General features: G+C 71.0%; 16 protein-coding genes. 5 read left to right on the plus strand and 11 right to left on the minus strand.

Going from position 1 to position 16572, the window contains the following annotated elements:
- Positions 1-83: 83 nt before the first annotated feature.
- From prcB to arc, 5 genes are all read right to left on the minus strand, one after another.
- Positions 84-923 (minus strand): proteasome subunit beta, encoded by an 840-nt coding sequence (gene prcB, locus AB0C12_RS03965; protein ID WP_212989211.1) that lies wholly within the window; start codon positions 921-923, stop codon positions 84-86.
- Positions 842-1330, minus strand: coding sequence for an endonuclease VII domain-containing protein (locus AB0C12_RS03970; RefSeq protein ID WP_360543885.1), 489 nt, complete (start codon positions 1328-1330; stop codon positions 842-844). The genes prcB and AB0C12_RS03970 overlap by 82 nt, the downstream gene beginning before the upstream one ends.
- Entirely contained in the window at positions 1308-1523 is a 216-nt protein-coding gene (locus tag AB0C12_RS03975) for a ubiquitin-like protein Pup (RefSeq protein WP_106124861.1), read from the minus strand. The genes AB0C12_RS03970 and AB0C12_RS03975 overlap by 23 nt, the downstream gene beginning before the upstream one ends.
- Positions 1524-1618: 95 nt before the next feature.
- The gene (gene dop, locus AB0C12_RS03980; RefSeq protein ID WP_360543887.1) at positions 1619-3136 is read right to left on the minus strand and encodes a depupylase/deamidase Dop; all 1518 of its coding nucleotides are present in this window, start codon (positions 3134-3136) and stop codon (positions 1619-1621) included.
- Between the two features lie 175 nt (positions 3137-3311).
- Positions 3312-5090, minus strand: a complete 1779-nt coding sequence (gene arc / locus AB0C12_RS03985) for a proteasome ATPase (RefSeq protein WP_360543889.1) — start codon at positions 5088-5090, stop codon at positions 3312-3314.
- A 175-nt stretch (positions 5091-5265) separates the two neighbouring features.
- On the opposite strand from arc, the gene AB0C12_RS03990 reads away from it, so the two are divergent.
- Positions 5266-5559, plus strand: coding sequence for a ferredoxin (locus tag AB0C12_RS03990; protein ID WP_212989209.1), 294 nt, complete (start codon positions 5266-5268; stop codon positions 5557-5559).
- 57 nt (positions 5560-5616) lie between these two features.
- Here AB0C12_RS03990 and AB0C12_RS03995 read toward each other — a convergent pair whose 3' ends face one another.
- The 3 genes from AB0C12_RS03995 to AB0C12_RS04005 all read right to left on the minus strand — a co-directional run bounded on the left by AB0C12_RS03995 (position 5617) and on the right by AB0C12_RS04005 (position 8333).
- Entirely contained in the window at positions 5617-6207 is a 591-nt protein-coding gene (locus tag AB0C12_RS03995) for a hypothetical protein (protein WP_212989208.1), read from the minus strand.
- Positions 6208-6282: 75 nt separating this feature from the next.
- Complete coding sequence (locus AB0C12_RS04000) at positions 6283-7233, minus strand: tRNA (adenine-N1)-methyltransferase (RefSeq protein ID WP_360543892.1); 951 nt, start codon at positions 7231-7233, stop codon at positions 6283-6285.
- Positions 7234-7262: 29 nt separating this feature from the next.
- Positions 7263-8333, minus strand: a complete 1071-nt coding sequence (locus AB0C12_RS04005) for a M50 family metallopeptidase (RefSeq protein WP_360544926.1) — start codon at positions 8331-8333, stop codon at positions 7263-7265.
- A 170-nt stretch (positions 8334-8503) separates the two neighbouring features.
- Between AB0C12_RS04005 and AB0C12_RS04010 the strand changes: the two genes are divergently transcribed.
- Positions 8504-9643, plus strand: a complete 1140-nt coding sequence (locus AB0C12_RS04010) for a PD-(D/E)XK nuclease family protein (protein WP_360543894.1) — start codon at positions 8504-8506, stop codon at positions 9641-9643.
- A gap of 539 nt (positions 9644-10182) precedes the next feature.
- Positions 10183-10890, plus strand: coding sequence for a response regulator transcription factor (locus AB0C12_RS04015; RefSeq protein ID WP_360543896.1), 708 nt, complete (start codon positions 10183-10185; stop codon positions 10888-10890).
- Between the two features lie 66 nt (positions 10891-10956).
- Here AB0C12_RS04015 and AB0C12_RS04020 read toward each other — a convergent pair whose 3' ends face one another.
- Positions 10957-11754 carry a DUF4097 family beta strand repeat-containing protein gene (locus AB0C12_RS04020; RefSeq protein ID WP_360543898.1) on the minus strand — a complete coding sequence of 266 codons (798 nt, stop codon included), beginning with the start codon at positions 11752-11754 and terminating at the stop codon, positions 10957-10959.
- Between the two features lie 29 nt (positions 11755-11783).
- On the minus strand, positions 11784-12272 hold the full coding sequence (locus tag AB0C12_RS04025; RefSeq protein WP_360543900.1) for a hypothetical protein: 489 nt from the start codon (positions 12270-12272) through the stop codon (positions 11784-11786).
- 191 nt (positions 12273-12463) lie between these two features.
- Here AB0C12_RS04025 and AB0C12_RS04030 point away from each other — a divergent pair, with 191 nt between their 5' ends.
- On the plus strand, positions 12464-13231 hold the full coding sequence (locus AB0C12_RS04030) for an ABC transporter ATP-binding protein (RefSeq protein WP_360543902.1): 768 nt from the start codon (positions 12464-12466) through the stop codon (positions 13229-13231).
- Positions 13231-15780: an ABC transporter permease gene (locus tag AB0C12_RS04035; RefSeq protein ID WP_360543904.1), complete on the plus strand. Its 2550-nt coding sequence runs from the start codon at positions 13231-13233 to the stop codon at positions 15778-15780. The genes AB0C12_RS04030 and AB0C12_RS04035 overlap by 1 nt, the downstream gene beginning before the upstream one ends.
- A gap of 130 nt (positions 15781-15910) precedes the next feature.
- Here the strand turns inward: AB0C12_RS04035 and AB0C12_RS04040 are convergent, their stop codons facing one another.
- A complete protein-coding gene (locus AB0C12_RS04040; protein WP_360543906.1) occupies positions 15911-16558 on the minus strand; it encodes an HAD family phosphatase in 648 nt (215 codons plus the stop codon).
- Positions 16559-16572 lie beyond the last annotated feature (14 nt).

The following is a 16572-nucleotide window of genomic DNA, read 5'->3' on the forward strand; positions in this document are numbered from 1 at the left end:
AAGACCGGATGGCGGGGTTCAGGTGCGCGAAAACCGCCAGACACGAACTGCCCTGGGTTTCCGCTGCGGGTTGGCCCGGACGATCAGCCGCCCGGGTTCTCCATCCGTCCGGCGACCACCTGCTCGGCCACCGCGTTGATCTCGGCCTCGGTCAGCCGGTGGGTGCTGTCCGCCGTCGCGGTCATCACCACCGGGTAGATCTTGCGGGTCAGGTCGGGGCCGCCGGTCGCGGTGTCGTCGTCGGCGGCGTCGTAGAGCGCCTCGACCGCGAGGCGGATCGCGTCCTGGGTGCTGACGCCGGGACGGTAACGCTTCTTCAGCGCCGACTTGGCGAACAGCGAACCGGAGCCGATGGCGTCGTAGCCGGTCTCCTCGTAGAGGCCGCCCGCGACGTCGAAGCTGAAGATGCGCCCGACCTTCGACGGGTCGGACGGGGACAGGTCGAAGCCCGCGAACAGCGGCACCACGGCCAGGCCCTGCATGGCCGCACCGAGATTGCCGCGCACCATGGCGGCGAGGCGGTTGGCCTTGCCGTCGAGGGACAGCATGGCGCCCTCGATCTTCTCGTAGTGCTCCAGCTCGACCTGGAAGATGCGCATCAGCTCGATGCCGATACCGGCCGTGCCGGCGATGCCGATCAGCGAGTACGCGTCGGCCGGGTGCACCTTCTCGATGTCCCGGCTGGCGATGAGGTTGCCCATGGTGGCGCGCCGGTCGCCGGCCATCACGACGCCCTCGGCGGTGGCGATGGCGACGATGGTCGTGCCGTGCGGCGCGATGTCGGCGGCCATCCCCGGCGGCAGCGGCCGGCGACCCGGCAGCAGCTCGGGGGCCGCTTGGCTCAGGAACTGCGTGAAGGAGGACGTCCCCGCATTGGTGAACACATCTGGAAGACGCCCGGATGGATCAAAACCCGCTGCCACGTGGTTCCTTTCAGATACGTAATAGCTTCGGCGAGGAACACCGGGTTGTCCCGGAACTGCCCCAGGCCGCCGTTGCAGTTGAAGCACAGTATCCCGCGAACCCAGCCGGTGCGGTGATCGTGATCGACGTGTTGGGGATCAGAGGCGCCGCGGATCGCGCAGACGCCCCCTTGCTCGGCAACCATCTCGTCGAACTCCACCTGACCGACGCCGTAGCGCCGGCGCAGGTGTGGTGACCACTGGCGCTTGCCGCTGCGCGGAGATCCCACGCCGTCGCCGACCATCGGGCCGTCGGCGGCCGGAATGGAATTCAGAGCGCGGCGGAATCCCGCCGGCACTGGGGACAGAGCACGCTGTCCGACTCCCTCGAATCGGACATATTGCTCATTGACCGCCTTTTTGTACATAGCCGCGGACGAATTCCTCGGCGTTTTCTTCGAGGACGGAGTCGATCTCGTCGAGCAGGTCGTCGACGTCCTCGGTGATCTCGGCGTGGCGTTCGGCAACCTCAGGGTTGGCCTCGGTGGTGACGTCCTCGATCTCCTCGTCGCGCTTGCCCTTGCCGGACTGCGACTGACCGCCGGTGTCTCGCGTTGCCATGGCTGTCCCCCTTCATGACCCAACCGCTTCGGGTTGGGAAAAACTTACCTCGCGGGTCCGACAGAAACGCCCGTCGGCACACGGGCGTTTCCCCGTCAACGGCTCGTGATCACCTCGAGCAGGTCCTTCGCGGTGTCGCACTTGTCGAACAGGGCGCCGACGTGCTTCCTGGTGCCCCGTTCGGGCTCCATCATCGGGACGCGCACGAGCGATTCGCGGCCCACATCGAAGATCACCGAGTCCCAGCTGGCCGCGACCACTTCGGACGCGTACCGGGCCAGGCACTGGCCGCGGAAGTAGGCCCGGGTGTCCTCGGGCGGTTCCACCATCGCGCGGCGGGTCTCGTCGTCGTCCAGCAGCGTCTTCATCGAGCCGCGGGCGACCAGGCGGTGGTACAGGCCCTTCTCGGTCCGGACGTCGGAGTACTGCAGGTCGACCAGCTGCAGCTTGGGCGAGGACCAGGTGAGGTTCTCGCGCTCGCGGTAGCCCTCCAGCAGACGCAGCTTGGCCACCCAGTCGAGCTGGTCGGAGAGCTGCATGGGGTCGCGGCCGAGCTGGTCGAGGACGTCCTCCCAGCGCTGCAGGACGTCCGCGGTCTGCTCGTCCGTGTCCGAGCCGTAGCGCTCGTCGCAGAACGCCTTGGCGCGCTCGTAGTAGGCCCACTGCAGGTCCAGCGCCGTGAGCTTGCGGCCGTCGCGCAGGCGCATGAGGTGCTTGAGCGACGGGTCGTGGCTGACCGCCTTGAGCTCGGAGACGGGGTCGGCAATGCCGAGCTCGCCGGTGAACACCTTCTCCTCGATCATGTTGAGGATCAGAGCGGTCGTGCCGACCTTGAGGTAGGTGGAGATCTCGGAGAGGTTGGCGTCGCCGATGATCACGTGCAGCCGGCGGTACTTGTCCGCGTCCGAGTGCGGCTCGTCGCGGGTGTTGATGATGGGCCGCTTCAGCGTGGTCTCCAGGCCGACCTCGACCTCGAAGAAGTCGGCGCGCGAGGAGATCTGGAAACCGGAGCCGCTGCCGTCCTGGCCGATGCCGACGCGGCCGGCGCCGCAGAAGATCTGCCGGGTGACGAAGAACGGCGTCAGGTGGGCGACGATGTCGGCGAACGGCGTCTGGCGGCGCATGAGGTAGTTCTCGTGCGAACCGTACGAGGCGCCTTTGTTGTCGGTGTTGTTCTTGTAGAGCTGGATGCGGTGGGTGCCGGGGATCGTGGCGGCGCGCCGGGACGCCTCGGCCATGACCCGCTCGCCGGCCTTGTCCCAGCGGACGATGTCCAGCGGGTTGGTGCATTCCGGGGTGCTGTACTCCGGGTGGGCGTGGTCGACGTAGAGGCGGGCGCCGTTGGTCAGTATCACGTTGGCCAGGCCGAGGTCCTCGTCGGCGAGCGCGTCGGCCGGATCGTACGCGGCACCCGAGTAGGTGAAGCCGCGGGCGTCGCGCAGCGGCGACTCCTCTTCGTAGTCCCACCGGGCGCGGCCGCCGCGGTTGAGCTCCGGGCGGGCTCCGTAGGCGTTGACCACCTGCGAGGAGGTGACCATCGGGTTGGCGCCGGGCTGCCCGGGCACCGAAATGCCGTACTCGACCTCGGTACCCATGATTCGTCGAACGCTCATGCTGCCACCCCACCCGCCACTGTGCTGCCGTTGCCCATGTATCGAGCCTAGACGCTTCTCTGTCCGTACTCGCACCCGCACGTGCGCACCAGAACACGCAGGGTAGAGATGCACAACGCGGACGAGGGGGCGCGTCGTAGCGCCTCCCCGCCCGCGTCGGGCGTTGCTCGGCTTCCTACAGGTACTGACCGGTGTTGCTGGCCGTCTCGATGGAGCGGCCGGCCTCTGCGCCCTTGCCGCCGGAGACGAGCGTACGGATGTAGACGATCCGCTCGCCCTTCTTGCCGGAGATGCGGGCCCAGTCGTCGGGGTTGGTGGTGTTGGGCAGGTCCTCGTTCTCCCGGAACTCGTCGACGCAGCTGTCGAGCAGGTGCTGCAGTCGCAGGCCCTTCTTGCCGGAGGTGAGGAACTCCTTGATCGCCATCTTCTTGCCACGGTCGACGATGTTCTGGATCATCGCGCCGGAGTTGAAGTCCTTGAAGTAGAGGACTTCCTTGTCACCGTTGGCGTAGGTGACCTCCAGGAAGCGGTTCTCCTCGGTCTCCGTGTACATCCGGAGGACGACGGCCTCGATCATCGCGGCGACGGTGACATCGCGGTCGCCGCCGTGCTCGTTGAGGTCGTCCTCGCTCAGCGGCAGGCCGCTGAGGATGTACTTGGCGAAGATGTCCTTGGCCGCCTCCGCGTCCGGACGCTCGATCTTGATCTTCACATCGAGGCGGCCGGGGCGCAGGATCGCCGGGTCGATCATGTCTTCCCGGTTGGAGGCGCCGATGACGATGACGTTCTCCAGGCCCTCGACGCCGTCGATCTCGCTGAGCAGCTGCGGGACGATGGTGTTCTCCACGTCGGAGGAGACGCCGGAGCCACGGGTACGGAAGATCGAGTCCATCTCGTCGAAGAACACGATGACCGGCGTGCCTTCGCCGGCCTTCTCCCGGGCCCGCTGGAAGACCAGGCGGATGTGCCGCTCGGTCTCACCCACGTACTTGTTGAGCAGCTCGGGACCCTTGATGTTGAGGAAGTAGCTGGTGTGCTTCTCCTCGCCGCGGCGCTCGGCGATCTTCTTCGCGAGCGAGTTGGCGACCGCCTTGGCGATCAGGGTCTTGCCGCAGCCGGGCGGGCCGTAGAGCAGGATGCCCTTCGGCGGGCGCAGCTGGTGCTCCCGGAACAGGTCCGCGTGCAGGAACGGCAGCTCCACCGCGTCGCGGATCTGCTCGATCTGCGAGTGCAGACCACCGATGTCGGTGTAGTCGACGTCCGGCACTTCCTCGAGGACGAGCTCCTCGACCTCGCTCTTCGGGATGCGCTCGTACGCGTACGCCGAGCGCGGCTCGATCATGAGCGAGTCGCCTGCCCGCAGCTTGGCGACCTGCAGCGAGTCGGCCAGGTGGACGATCCGCTCCTCGTCGGCGTGCGAGATGACCAGCGCCCGGTCGCCCGGGCCGCCGGCGGGGTTCTCGAGGACCTCCTTGAGGAGGACGACCTCGCCGACCCGTTCGTAACCGAACGCGTCGACCACGTTGAGCGCGTCGTTGAGCAGGACTTCCTGCCCGCGCTTGAGATCCTCCACCACGAGCGACGGTGAGACAGCCACCCGCAGCTTGCGGCCCCCGGTGAAGACATCGACGGTGCCGTCCTCGTGGGCGGCCAGGAATACGCCGTAGCCGCTGGGCGGCTGGGCGAGCCGGTCAATCTCTTCTTTGAGAGTGACGATCTGGGATCGGGCTTCCTTGAGGGTCGCCACGAGCCGGTCGTTGTTCTCGGTCAGCCGGGCCAGCTGCGACTGCGTTGCCGCGAGCCGTTCCTCGAGCTGCCGGACGTGTCGGGGGCTCTCGGTCAACTTCCGCCGTACCAGAGCGAGTTCTTCTTGCAGGAACGCAACCTGGCTGGAGAGATCGTTGGCCTCTTTCTCCCAACGTGCGGCGCCTGACGCCTCGTCGCTACGTGCCACGTCCCACCTCCCCGGGGGCTCGAACGTCTTGGGGATAACACTAGCCGCTACGGGCCGGATTTCGACCCATGCAACACCCTCGTCACTGAACCTTGATCGATCGGGCCCGTGGGGTGCACCGGGTGGTCAGGGGGTTCGGGTACCGTCGGAGCGGGCTAGTTGGGGGAGGTGAGCGGTGTCGACACAGACCGACACAGACGAGCTCGAGGTCTGGGTGGATCAGGACCTGTGCACCGGTGACGGGTTGTGCGTGCAGTACGCACCCGAGGTGTTCGAGTTCGACATCGACGGCCTCGCGTACGTCAAGGACAGCGCCGGTGAGCTGCTGCAGAGCCCCGGAGTGCGCACCGGGGTGCCGGCCCGGCTGCACCTCGAGGTGATCGACGCGGCCAAGGAGTGCCCGGGCGATTGCATCCACGTGGTGCGCTCGCGCGACGACGTGGAGATCGCCGGCCCGGACGCCGACTGATCGTTTTCCACCATCCCGCCGGGCCCGCTCACGATGGGCCCGGCGGAGCGGGAAATGTCACAGCGTCGGGCGACCGACCAAAGATGCGACAACCCGGGAGAATTCCTCCAAACGGGCAATCTGCCCAGGACCGCCGTCGTCGAGGGTCTTGCCGAAGCGCAGCGCGTCGTGCCGCAACGCGGCCCGGCCCTCCTCCTCGGCCATACCGGGCGGCGGCACCGCGTCGTCCACGGAGCTCAGCAGCAGATAGACGTCGATGCTGTCGACCCGGGCCTGCCCGGTCGACGTCCGGGTGAGCCGCCGGCGGCAGCCCACCTCGGTGACGGTCGACAGCGGCACCACCCGCAGCGACGACGTCATCGAGCCGACCGGCCCGTCGCCGGGCGCCACGTCCTCGCCGTGCCACAGCACCAGCCGGCTGCCGTCACAGATGACGACCTCCTGCCAGACGCCGTTGACCTCGTTGACGAAGCGCTCCAGCGTGAAACAGAGCACCGAGGCCCCGCGCAGCACCCCGAACAGGGCGTCGAGCGCCACCTCGGGGTCGCGCAGGTAGGCCCGGGCGGCCGAGTCCAGGTCCTCGTACGGCGACCAGTCGGGAAAAACCGCCGGCATCTCGTTGCTGCCACCGAACGGCGGAGAACTCATCGCGCCCACCCGTTCCCTCCGCTCTGAGAACCCATCGAAACCCGCGACGGAAACTACCGGATCCGTCCCGGTCCGTCACACCCCGGTATCGTCATCCGTCTCCGCGCGTTCGGCCGCCAGCGCCGCCTGAGCGGCCCTGCGCAGGGCGTACGCCTCGGCACCCTTGCTCGGCTTGCGGCGCCGCGGCGGCGCCGTCACGCCGGGGGCCAGCTTGCGGGCCGAGACCAGGAACGCGGTGTGCGCGATCATCCGATGGTCCGGGCGCACGGCGAGGCCCTCGGCGTGCCAGTCGCGCACCAGCGACTCCCAGGCCCGGGGCTCGGTCCAGCCGCCCCGCTCACGCAACGCCTCGACCAGCTCCGACAGCTGCGGGGTCGTGGCCACGTACCCGATGAAGACGCCGCCGGGGATCAGCGCCCGCTCGACCATGTCGAGGGCTTCCCAGGGGGTCAGCATGTCCAGGACGATCCGGTCGAAACCGGTCCCCTCGGCCTGCGCGACATCGCCGGAGTGCAGGTGCCACGCGGGGTGCGGACCACCGAAGAACGCCTCGACGTTCTTGCGCGCGATCGCCGCGAAGTCGTCACGCAGCTCGTACGAGTGCAGCTCACCGCTGCTGCCCACGGCCCGCAGCAGCGAGCACGTCAGCGCGCCCGACCCGACGCCGGCCTCCATGACCTTGGCACCCGGGAAGATGTCGGCCATGGCGACGATCTGCGCGGCGTCCTTGGGATAGATGACCTGCGCGCCGCGCGGCATGGAGAGCACGTAGTCGGCGAGCAGCGGGCGCAGCGCGAGGTAGGCGGTGCCGCCGGCGGAGACCACGACACTGCCGTCCGGCAGACCGATCAGCGCGTCGTGCGCCAGGGCGCCGCGGTGGGTGTGGAACTCCTTGCCGTGCTCCAGCACGATCGTGTGCATCCGGTTCTTGGGATCCGTGAGCTGCACACGGTCGCCCTCCCGGAACGGCCCGCGGTGGGCGGGCACGGGCTCGTCGACGACTCTGGTGCTGTCTTGCACGGTCACAGATCGCTCTCTCATCTTCCGCGGACTGGCTATCTCGGTGCTGGCCGGCGGCCCGCGCGGCGCGGCTCCAGCAACTGGGCCAGGTCCGCGACGTGCAGCACGCCGACGACATCCTCCCCGGAGGTGACGACGTACTGCGCACCCGGGTGGGCCTGGACCGCCCGGACCACCTGCTCGCCGGTCAGCCCGAGCGGCAGAGCGGGCACCCGGCCGAGGTCACGCGCGACGGTGTCGACCGCCACCCAGGGCCGTCGCTCGGCGGGCACGGCAGCGGCCCCGGCGGCGTCCACCAGCGCGACCAGCCGGCCGCCGGCATCGGCGACGGCCAGGGCGTCCCCGGCCCGGTCGGCGGCGCCGGCCCGGCGCTGGGCCTCGGCCAGCGGCGTCCCCGACGGTACGGCGAAAAGCGGCCGCGCGAGGGTCCGCAGGTCGACGAGGGGGAACCGCCGCGTCATCCGCGCGAGCCGGATCGACTGACCGGCGCCCTGCCACAACGTGAAGACCACCAGGAGGATGAACAACAGTCCGAAAACGGTCAGCAGGTTCAGCCAGTACAGGGTGAGCACGGCCATGGCGGTGAGCAGGGCGATGCCCCGCCCGGCCCAGGCAGCGAACTCGGTGGCTCTGTTCCGGTCCTTGAGCAGTGCCCACAGCCCCGCCCGCAGCGCCCGCCCACCGTCGAGGGGCAGGCCCGGCAGCACATTGAAGATCGCCACGAGGACGTTGCTGACGGCGAGCTGGAAGGCGATCTCACCGGCGACGGTCCGGTCGGGCAGCGCGAACGCGGCGGCCGTGGCGGCGGCGCCGAGCACCAGGGAGACGGCCGGGCCGGCCAGCGAGACCAGCGCGTCGACCCGCGGCGAAGGAGCGTCACGGTCCATCTCCGTGTAACCGCCGAGCAGCTCCAGCGTGATCCCGCGCACACCGATCCCGTACCGGCGGGCGGTCAGGGCGTGGCCGAGCTCATGCAGGAGGACGGACCCGAGCAGACAGACCACAAACCCGAAACCGATCGCGTACGCGTACGGCGCGACGAGTCCGAGCTCGGCCTCCACGTATCCGCCGTACACGACGGTGACCAGCACCGCGAGCAGCAGCATGGAGGGGTTGAGGAAGACCGGGATGCCCAGCACCCGCCCGACCACCCGGCCCGGCCGCCGGGCGGGGCGGGTCTGCTGCGCGCCGTCGTCCACACGTCGATGCTACGGACCGCGCCTGAGAGGTCCCTGCCGCGGCGGTTTCGTCGTACCCCTCCCCTAGCCTTACTCCCATGACGGCAGAAACGGTTTTGTCCCCTTCCGCGGATCCGCAGCCGCAGCCCGGCTCCGCTGCCGGCCGTGGGGAGCGCCACACGGGGCCGTCGTTGTCGCCGTCGCGGGCCGCCGATTTCAAGACCTGCCCGCTGCTGTTCCGGTTCCGCACGATCGACCGGCTGCCGGAGAAACCGACGCCGGACCAGGTGCGCGGCACGCTGGTGCACGCGGTGCTGGAGAGCTTGTTCGACATGCCGGCCGCCGAGCGGACGCCGGCGGCCGCGGCGGCTCTGGTGGCACCTTCGTGGGCGCGGCTGCGGGAGCAGGAGCCGGCACTGGAAGCTCTCTTCGCCGAAGCCGTCAACGCCCCGACATCCGCCGGCGCTGTTTCCGGCGGCGCTGTCTCCGGCGGCGCTGTCTCCGGCGGCGCTGTCTCCGGCGGCGCTGCTTCCGACGGCGCTGCTTCCGACGGCGCTGCTTCCGGCGGCGCGGCCGACGGCGATGCCGGGCCGATGGCCGCGCCCGGTGAAACGCTGCCCGGGCTGGAGGCCGCCGGGGAGGCGGAGCGGATCGCGGCGTTCCTCGCGGGCGCGGGCGACCTGCTGGCCGGCTACTTCGCGGTCGAGGACCCCCAGCGCCTGGAGCCCGCCGAACGCGAAAGCCTCGTGTCGACCCTGGTCGACGACGAACTGCTGATCCGCGGCTACATCGACCGGCTCGACATCTCCCCGACCGGCGACCTGCGCGTGGTCGACTACAAGACCGGCGGCGCACCACGCGAGGCCTTCGAGGGCCGGGCGCTGTTCCAGCTGAAGTTCTACGCCCTGGTGCTGTGGCGCACCCGGGGCGTGGTGCCACGGGTGCTGCGCCTGCTCTACCTGAAGGACGCCGAGATCTGCGACTACAGCCCGGACGCGGCGGAGCTGGAACGCTTCGAACGCACCCTGGTGGCGCTGTCCCAGGCGATCGAGCGGGCCAAGCAGGACAAGGATTTCCGCCCGAAGCCCAGCAAGCTGTGCGGCTGGTGCAGCCACCAGGCGTTCTGCCCGGAGTTCGGCGGCACCCCGCCGCCCTACCCGGAGCCCGAGCCGGAACCGGTCGCCGCGCCCGAAGCGGAGGACGACACCATCACGCTGCCGGTCCCCCGCCAGTCCTGACCCCTGGACCGCGGCGCTGCCGCCCAGTGCGCTTCGCTCACCGGTCCCGCCCGTCGTGGTCCGGCCCGCCCAGCGCGGCCCAGCCCCGCCCAACGCAGCCCGACCCCGCCCAACGCAGCCCGACCCCGCCCAACGCGGCCCAGGCCCGCCCGTCGCGGCTCGGCCCCGCCCAACGCAGCCCGACCCTCGCCCAACGCGGCCCAGGCCCGCCCGTCGCGGCTCGGCCCCGCCCAACGCGGCCCAGGCCCGCCCGTCGCGGCTCGGCCCCGCCCAACGCGGCCCTGCCCCGGCCCAACGCGGCCCGGACTCGCCCGTCGCGACCCGGCCCCGCCCGGTCCGTCTTGCGTCACCGGCAGCTCCCCCGAGCGTTCCGTCACCGCAGAGCTACCCCCGAGCCCACCCCATGGCCGGCGCGTCCGAAGGACGACACGTCAGGGCAGTGATCACCGCACGATCCCCTAGGGTGAGCGCGGGGCCGGCCACGGTCCCGAGCAGAGCGGCCCAAGCATCAAGGCCGGCCGAGCGGAGAGGCAGAAGCGGTGACGGGGGTCAACGGCACGGCTCCGGCCCTGGCGAACGGGCGGCCGGTGCGGGTCCTGCTCGTCGACGATCAGCCGATGCTGCGATCCGGCCTGCGGATGGCCTTCGCCTCCAGTGGCGGCGTCACGGTTGTCGGTGAGGCCGGTGACGGGCTCGAAGCCGTCGATCTCTCGCGGCGCCTGCTGCCCGATGTCGTGCTCATGGATCTCCGCTTGCCCCGGCTGGACGGCCTGGCCGTGACGCGTGCGATCGTCGAGTCCGGGCTGCCGGTCCGGGTGCTGATCCTCACCACGCACGACGCCGACGAGCAGGTCACCGGGGCGGTGGCGGCCGGAGCGATGGGTTACCTGTGCAAGGACGTGCCGCCGGCTGAGCTGGTCGCTGCCGTCCGTACCGTCGCGACCGGGGGCGCCGTGGTGGCGCCGGCGATTCTTGCCCGGCTGCTCGCCCGCCTGGCCGAGGCTCTGCCCGCGCCGGCCACGACGGCGGCCGCGCCCGCGCTCAAGACGCTGACCGACCGGGAGCGTGAGGTGCTCGCCCACGTGGCCAAGGGCCACTCGAATGCGGAGATCGCCCGGGCCCTCACGGTCAGCGAGACGACGGTGAAGACCCACGTGGGCCACATGTTGACGAAGCTCGGCCTCCGCGACCGCGTCCAGGCCGTCGTCCTGGCCTACGAAACCGGCCTGGTCCGCCCCGGCGGCTGACCGCCGAGGGCCGTCCGCATCCGGCGCGTCAGGACCCGGGGGGCCGCCCGCATCCCACGGAGCCGGTCAGGCGGCGGTGCGCAGGTCGCCCATCGCCCGGTGCACGTCGATGTCCCCGCTGGCGGTCCGGACCCGCAGCTCCAACGTCGCCTCGCGTCCACCCTCAGCCGGCTGGCCGCCCAGCGTGAGATCGCTCGTGGTCGATCCCGAGGCCGTGTTCAGATCGAGCCAGACCCCGGTGCCCGCGGCCACCCCGACCGAGACATCGCCCGATGCCGTACCCACCCGGGTCTTGCCCCGGCTGACCACGCCCACCTCGACGTCGCCCGAGGCCGTGGTGGCCTGCAGCGACCCGCCGACGCTGCGCAGCACCAGGTCGCCGCTCGCCGCGTCGGCTTTGACGTCACCGTTGACGTCACCCACCCGCAGAGCACCGCTCGCGCTGCTGATCCGCAGGGAACCACCGACCCGGTTGACGGCCACGTCACCACTGGACGCCTTCAGCGACGCGTCCCCGGTCACGTCGTCCACGAACACATCCGCCGACGCCGCGTTCACTTGCGCGCTCGACCAGCGGCCGGTCGCGCGGACGCCGGCCGACGCCGACTTGGCCGCCAGCGCGCTGTCCAGCGGCACCCGGACCAGAACCCGGACCTTCGGGGTACGGCGCCAGTCCCACGTCGACTCCGGCCCGTGCACGACCAGCGTGTCGCCTTCCAACGCCACCGTGAAGCGGTCCTCGGCACCGTCCTCCGGGTCGATCTGCACCTGGATGTCGGGCCTGTTCTCGGCCACCAGTTCCGCCGTGCCCCGCTGCACGCGCAGGGACACCGTCACGGGGGTGGAGCGGTCGAACTCGTACATGGTCTTTTCCCTTCAGTGGAAACAGCAGGTCAGGCTTGGGCGAAGCCGGTGATGCGCTTGCCGGGGCGGCCCCGGCGCGGCGGCTGGGCCGGAGTGTTGCCGGCCGCCGCGGTCACCGCGCGCACGAGCCAGGCGTTGACCGAGATGCCCTCGGCGGCCGCGGACTGCTCGACGTGGGTCTTGAGTGCTTCCGGCATGCGCAGGGTCAACCGGGCGAGGTCACCGCCATCCGGCGGCGGCGCCGGGGCCGGCTGTTCGTCGAGGTCGGGTTCCGGCGCCGGCTCGGTAACCACCAGGTCCGCGTCGCGGCCGCGGAGGCGGACGTCCACCACCGGTCCGTGCAGGCGGGTGGTGATCTCCGCCGCCGCGTCCGACAGCGCCTGCAGCAGCGCCAGCCGGGCCGACGCCTCCAGGGCGTGGCCGAGCAGGTCCGCCGCCCGGGTGGTCTCCGGACCACCCGGGGCCGCGGCGGCGCTGAGGTCGCTGCGGAGCGATTCGAGGTACGGCGTCAAGTCCATGACATCAATATGACGTCATTAATGACGTCTGTCAACCGTCACCATGACGCCAGGGGGTAACCCTGAGCGTTGCCTGGGTGGCACCCCCACCGAAATCTCCGCGTCGGGCTACGCCGCTGGGCGGACGCTTCGGGCCGCTCGCGCCGGAAGACTGAGCCGGACAACATCGAGCACGTTCTCCTGGGGGCACAGTGACAAGCACGGATTCCCGCGAACCGGCGGCCGCACGGGCCGGCGAGGTCTGGAAGGTCTACGGCACCGGCGAGGCGCGGGTCGTCGCGCTGCGCGGCGTGAGCGCCGAGTTCGAACGCGGCAGGTTCACGGCCATCATGGGCCCGTCCGGCAGCGGCAAGTCGACCCTCATGCACTGCCTGGCCGGGCTGGACACGGTCGACCGCGGTGAGGTGCACGTCGGCGGCACCAAGATCACCGGCATGGGCGACAAGGCCCTCACCCGGCTGCGCCGCGACCGGGTCGGCTTCATCTTCCAGCAGTTCAACCTGCTGCCGACGCTGAGCGCGCAGGAGAACATCCGGCTGCCGCTGGACATCGCCGGACGCAAGCCCGACCCGCAGTGGTGGGACATCGTCATCGACACCGTCGGGCTGCGGGACCGGCTCAGCCACCGGCCCAGCCAGCTCTCCGGCGGCCAGCAGCAGCGCGTCGCGTGCGCCCGGGCCCTGATCGGCCGGCCCGACGTCATCTTCGCCGACGAGCCCACCGGCAACCTGGACTCACGGTCCGGCGCCGAGGTGCTGTCGTTCCTGCGGGCCAGCGTGCGTGAGCACAACCAGACCATCGTGATGGTCACCCACGACCCGGTCGCCGCCAGCTACGCCGACCGGGTGGTGTTCCTGGCCGACGGCGCGATCGTCGACGAGCTCACCGGCCCGACCCCGGAGACCGTCCTGGACATGATGAAGCGCCTCGACACGCACGCCGAACCGGTGATGCTCTGATGCTGCGCGCGACCCTGAAGAGCCTGCTCGCCCGCAAGCTGCGGCTCATCCTCTCCGGGCTCGCCGTCGTGCTCGGCGTCATGTTCGTGGCCGGCGCGTTCGTGGTCACCGACACCCTGAGCAAGTCGTTCGACTCGCTGTTCGCCAGCGCGTACTCCACCACCGACGTCGGCGTCACGGCCAAGCCCAAGGTCGAGGTCTCCGAGTTCGAGGGCGAGGAGGTCGTCACCCCGCTGCCCGCGTCCGCCCTGGCCCAGGTGCGGGGCGTGCCCGGGGTGAAGAACGCGACCGGGCTCGTCGACGCCGACGGCGCCCGGGTGATCGGCAGCGACGGCAAGGTCCTCACCTCGGTCGGCCCGCCGCGCATCGGCTCGGCCTGGACCGGCCCGGACGACCTGCTCCAGCTGCGCGAGGGCCGCGGGCCCACCGCCGACGACGAGTTCGTGGTGAACGCGACCGTGGCCAAGGCCGCCGGCATCAAGGTCGGCGACCGGGTCGGCGTGCTCACCCTGGAACCGAGGAAAGAGTTCACGCTGGTCGGCATCTACGGCTACAGCGGCAACCGGGACAGCCTCGGCGGCGTGCAGGAGGTGGCCTTCACCGAACCGGTGGCCCAGAAGCTGATGCTGGGCAAGACCGGGGTCTACAGCTCCATCCGGGTGCAGGCGGAGCCGGGCGTGACGCCGGAAGCGCTGCGCGACCGGATCTCGGCCACCCTCGGCGCCGGCTACGTCACCAAGACCGGTGACCAGCTCGCCGCCGACACCGCCGCCGACCTGCAGGCCGGGCTGGGCTTCTTCACCAACATCCTGCTCGGCTTCGCCGGCGTGGCGCTGTTCGTCGGCATCTTCCTGATCCTCAACACGTTCTCGATCATCGTCGCGCAGCGCACCCGGGAGCTGGCGCTGATGCGGGCGCTGGGCGCGAGCCGCCGTCAGATGATCGGCTCGGTGCTGGTCGAGGCGGTGGTGATCGGCCTGATCGCCTCGGTGCTCGGCCTGGCGGCCGGTGTCGGGGTCGGCGCGCTGCTGGCGTACCTGTTCAATTCGTTCGTCGGTGGGGGTATGCAGCTCGGCACCGTGGGTGTGCCGGCCGCCGCGATCATCAGCTCGTTCGTGGTCGGGGTCGTGGTGACCGTGGTCGCCGCGGTCCTGCCCGCGCTGCGGGCGTCGCGGATCGCGCCGGTCGCGGCCATGCAGGACGTGGCGACGCCGGACCGGCCGCTCACCAAGGTCAGCGTGGCCGGCGGCCTGGTGACCGCGGCCGGGGCGACCGCTCTGGGTCTGGGCCTGTTCGCCGACATGGGCGACGCCACCCTCTGGACCATCCTGACCGGCGTGCTGGTCTCGTTCATCGGCATCGCGCTGCTCACGCCGCTGATCAGCCGCCCGGTGGTGTCCGGCATCGGCCGGCTCTTCTCCTGGTCGCTGCCGGGGCGCCTGGGCCGGCTCAACTCGGGCCGCAACCCGCGGCGCACCGCGATCACCGCGGCCGCGCTGATGGTCGGCATCGCGCTGGTCACCGGCGTCACCGTGGTGATGGACTCGGCCAAGAGCAGCCTCAAGGCCGAGGCCGCGACGATCCTCAAGGCCGAGGTGATCATCAGCGGGGACCAGAACGGCCCGCGGCCGCCGACCTACGACCCGGCGGTGCTGCGCGACACGGCCAAGATCCCGGGGGTACGGGCGGTCGCCGGCCTCTGGAACGACCAGGTCACGATCGACGGCGAGAACCACTACGTCAACGCCACCGACAACGTGACCGCGCTCAAGGACGCGTTCGGCAACACCGCGGTCGGGATGCCGGACACCTTGCGCGACGACCAGCTGGCCGTCAGCGTGGAGGAGGCGCAGGACTACGGCTGGCAGGTCGGCACCAAGGTCACGCTCCAGCCGGCGCGCGGTGATCCCCGCCAGTACACGATCGTGGCCACCTACCCGGAGGACAGCATGCCGGGTGACTACGTGCTGCCGGTCGCCACGGCCAAGGACTTCGGCATCACGCAGCCGACCATGGGCTTCGTGCGCCTCGCCGACGGCGTCGCCGTCAGCCAGGTGCTGCCCCAGGTCAAGGCGCTGCTGGCGGACAGCCCCGAGGTGTCGGCGCAGGACGCGCAGGCGTTCGTGGACGAGCAGGCGGCCACCTTCGACACCCTGATCACGATGATCCAGATCCTGCTGGCGCTGGCCATCCTGATCGCGGTGCTCGGCGTGATCAACACCCTGGCCCTGTCGGTGCTGGAACGCACCCGTGAGCTGGGGCTGCTGCGGGCGGTCGGCCTGGGCCGGGCCCAGACGATGCGAATGGTGACGGTCGAGGCGGTGGTGATCTCCGTCTTCGGCGCGCTGCTGGGCGTGGTCGTCGGCGCCGGCATGGGTACGGCGGTGACCCGCGCGCTGAAGAGCGACGGCATCACCGAGCTGGTGCTGCCGTGGGGCCGGATGGGCACCTACCTGGTGCTGGCCGCCCTGGTCGGGGTGATCGCCGCGGTCCTGCCGGCGATCCGCGCCGCCCGCCTCAACGTCCTGGGCGCGATCGCCCACGACTGAGCACGACCGCCGAGCCCGCGCCGAACCCGGCGCGGGCTCGCGCGGCGAGCCGCATCGCGGGCGGGCGAGCCGCATCGCGGGCGGGCGAGCCGCATCGCGGGCGGGCGAGCCGCATCGCGGGCGGGCGGGATCAGGCGGTGGCGGAGGCGAACAGTGTGGCCAGGAAGGCCGGGTCGACGCCTTCCAGCGAGTCGCGCAGGTGCACCCCGTCGGTCGGCGGCAGCTCCAGCTCGGCCGGCACCGCCAGCACCGCCGCCCCCGACGCCACGGCGCTGGCCATGCCCGTCGGTGAGTCCTCGATCGCCACGCACTGCTCGATCCGTACCCCGAGCAGCTCGGCCGCCGTCCGGTACGGCGTCGGGTCGGGCTTCGGGGCCGACACCTCGTCGCCGCAGACCACGGCGTCGAAATTCTCCCGGCCCAGGGTGTCGAGCGCGACCTCGACCAGCCGGCGCCCGGTCGAGGTGACCAGCGCCGTCGGCAGTCCCGCCGCGCGGACCGCGCGCAGCAGCTCCAGCGCTCCCGGGCGCCAGATCAGGCCCTCGGCGAACAGCTCCTCGACGCGGTGCTCGAGCCAGGCCACGTCGGCGGCCTCGTCGCGGTCCGGCTGGGCCAGGTCCTCGCGCAGGATCCGCATCGAGGTGGCCATGCTGCTGCCGATCATCGCCAGCCGGGCCGGCTCGGACAGCTTGCCGCCGGCGTGTTCGGCCAGTTCGTACAGCGCGACGTCCCAGACCTTCTCGCTGTCGACCAGCGTGCCGTCCATGTCGAAGAGCACCGCAGCCGGTTGTG

This window comes from Actinoplanes sp. NPDC048967 (genome assembly GCF_040649415.1).
Taxonomy (GTDB): Bacteria; Actinomycetota; Actinomycetes; order Mycobacteriales; family Micromonosporaceae; genus Actinoplanes.

Coding starts and splice junctions, on each gene's coding strand:
- AB0C12_RS03970 (WP_360543885.1), bottom strand. CDS start 1,330: ATGTACAAAAAGGCGGTCAATGAGCAATATGTCCGATTCGAGGGAGTC.
- AB0C12_RS03975 (WP_106124861.1), bottom strand. CDS start 1,523: ATGGCAACGCGAGACACCGGCGGTCAGTCGCAGTCCGGCAAGGGCAAG.
- dop (WP_360543887.1), bottom strand. CDS start 3,136: ATGAGCGTTCGACGAATCATGGGTACCGAGGTCGAGTACGGCATTTCG.
- AB0C12_RS03995 (WP_212989208.1), bottom strand. CDS start 6,207: ATGAGTTCTCCGCCGTTCGGTGGCAGCAACGAGATGCCGGCGGTTTTT.
- AB0C12_RS04005 (WP_360544926.1), bottom strand. CDS start 8,333: ATGCTGCTGCTCGCGGTGCTGGTCACCGTCGTGTACGGCGGATACGTG.
- AB0C12_RS04010 (WP_360543894.1), top strand. CDS start 8,504: ATGACGGCAGAAACGGTTTTGTCCCCTTCCGCGGATCCGCAGCCGCAG.
- AB0C12_RS04020 (WP_360543898.1), bottom strand. CDS start 11,754: ATGTACGAGTTCGACCGCTCCACCCCCGTGACGGTGTCCCTGCGCGTG.
- AB0C12_RS04025 (WP_360543900.1), bottom strand. CDS start 12,272: ATGGACTTGACGCCGTACCTCGAATCGCTCCGCAGCGACCTCAGCGCC.
- AB0C12_RS04035 (WP_360543904.1), top strand. CDS start 13,231: ATGCTGCGCGCGACCCTGAAGAGCCTGCTCGCCCGCAAGCTGCGGCTC.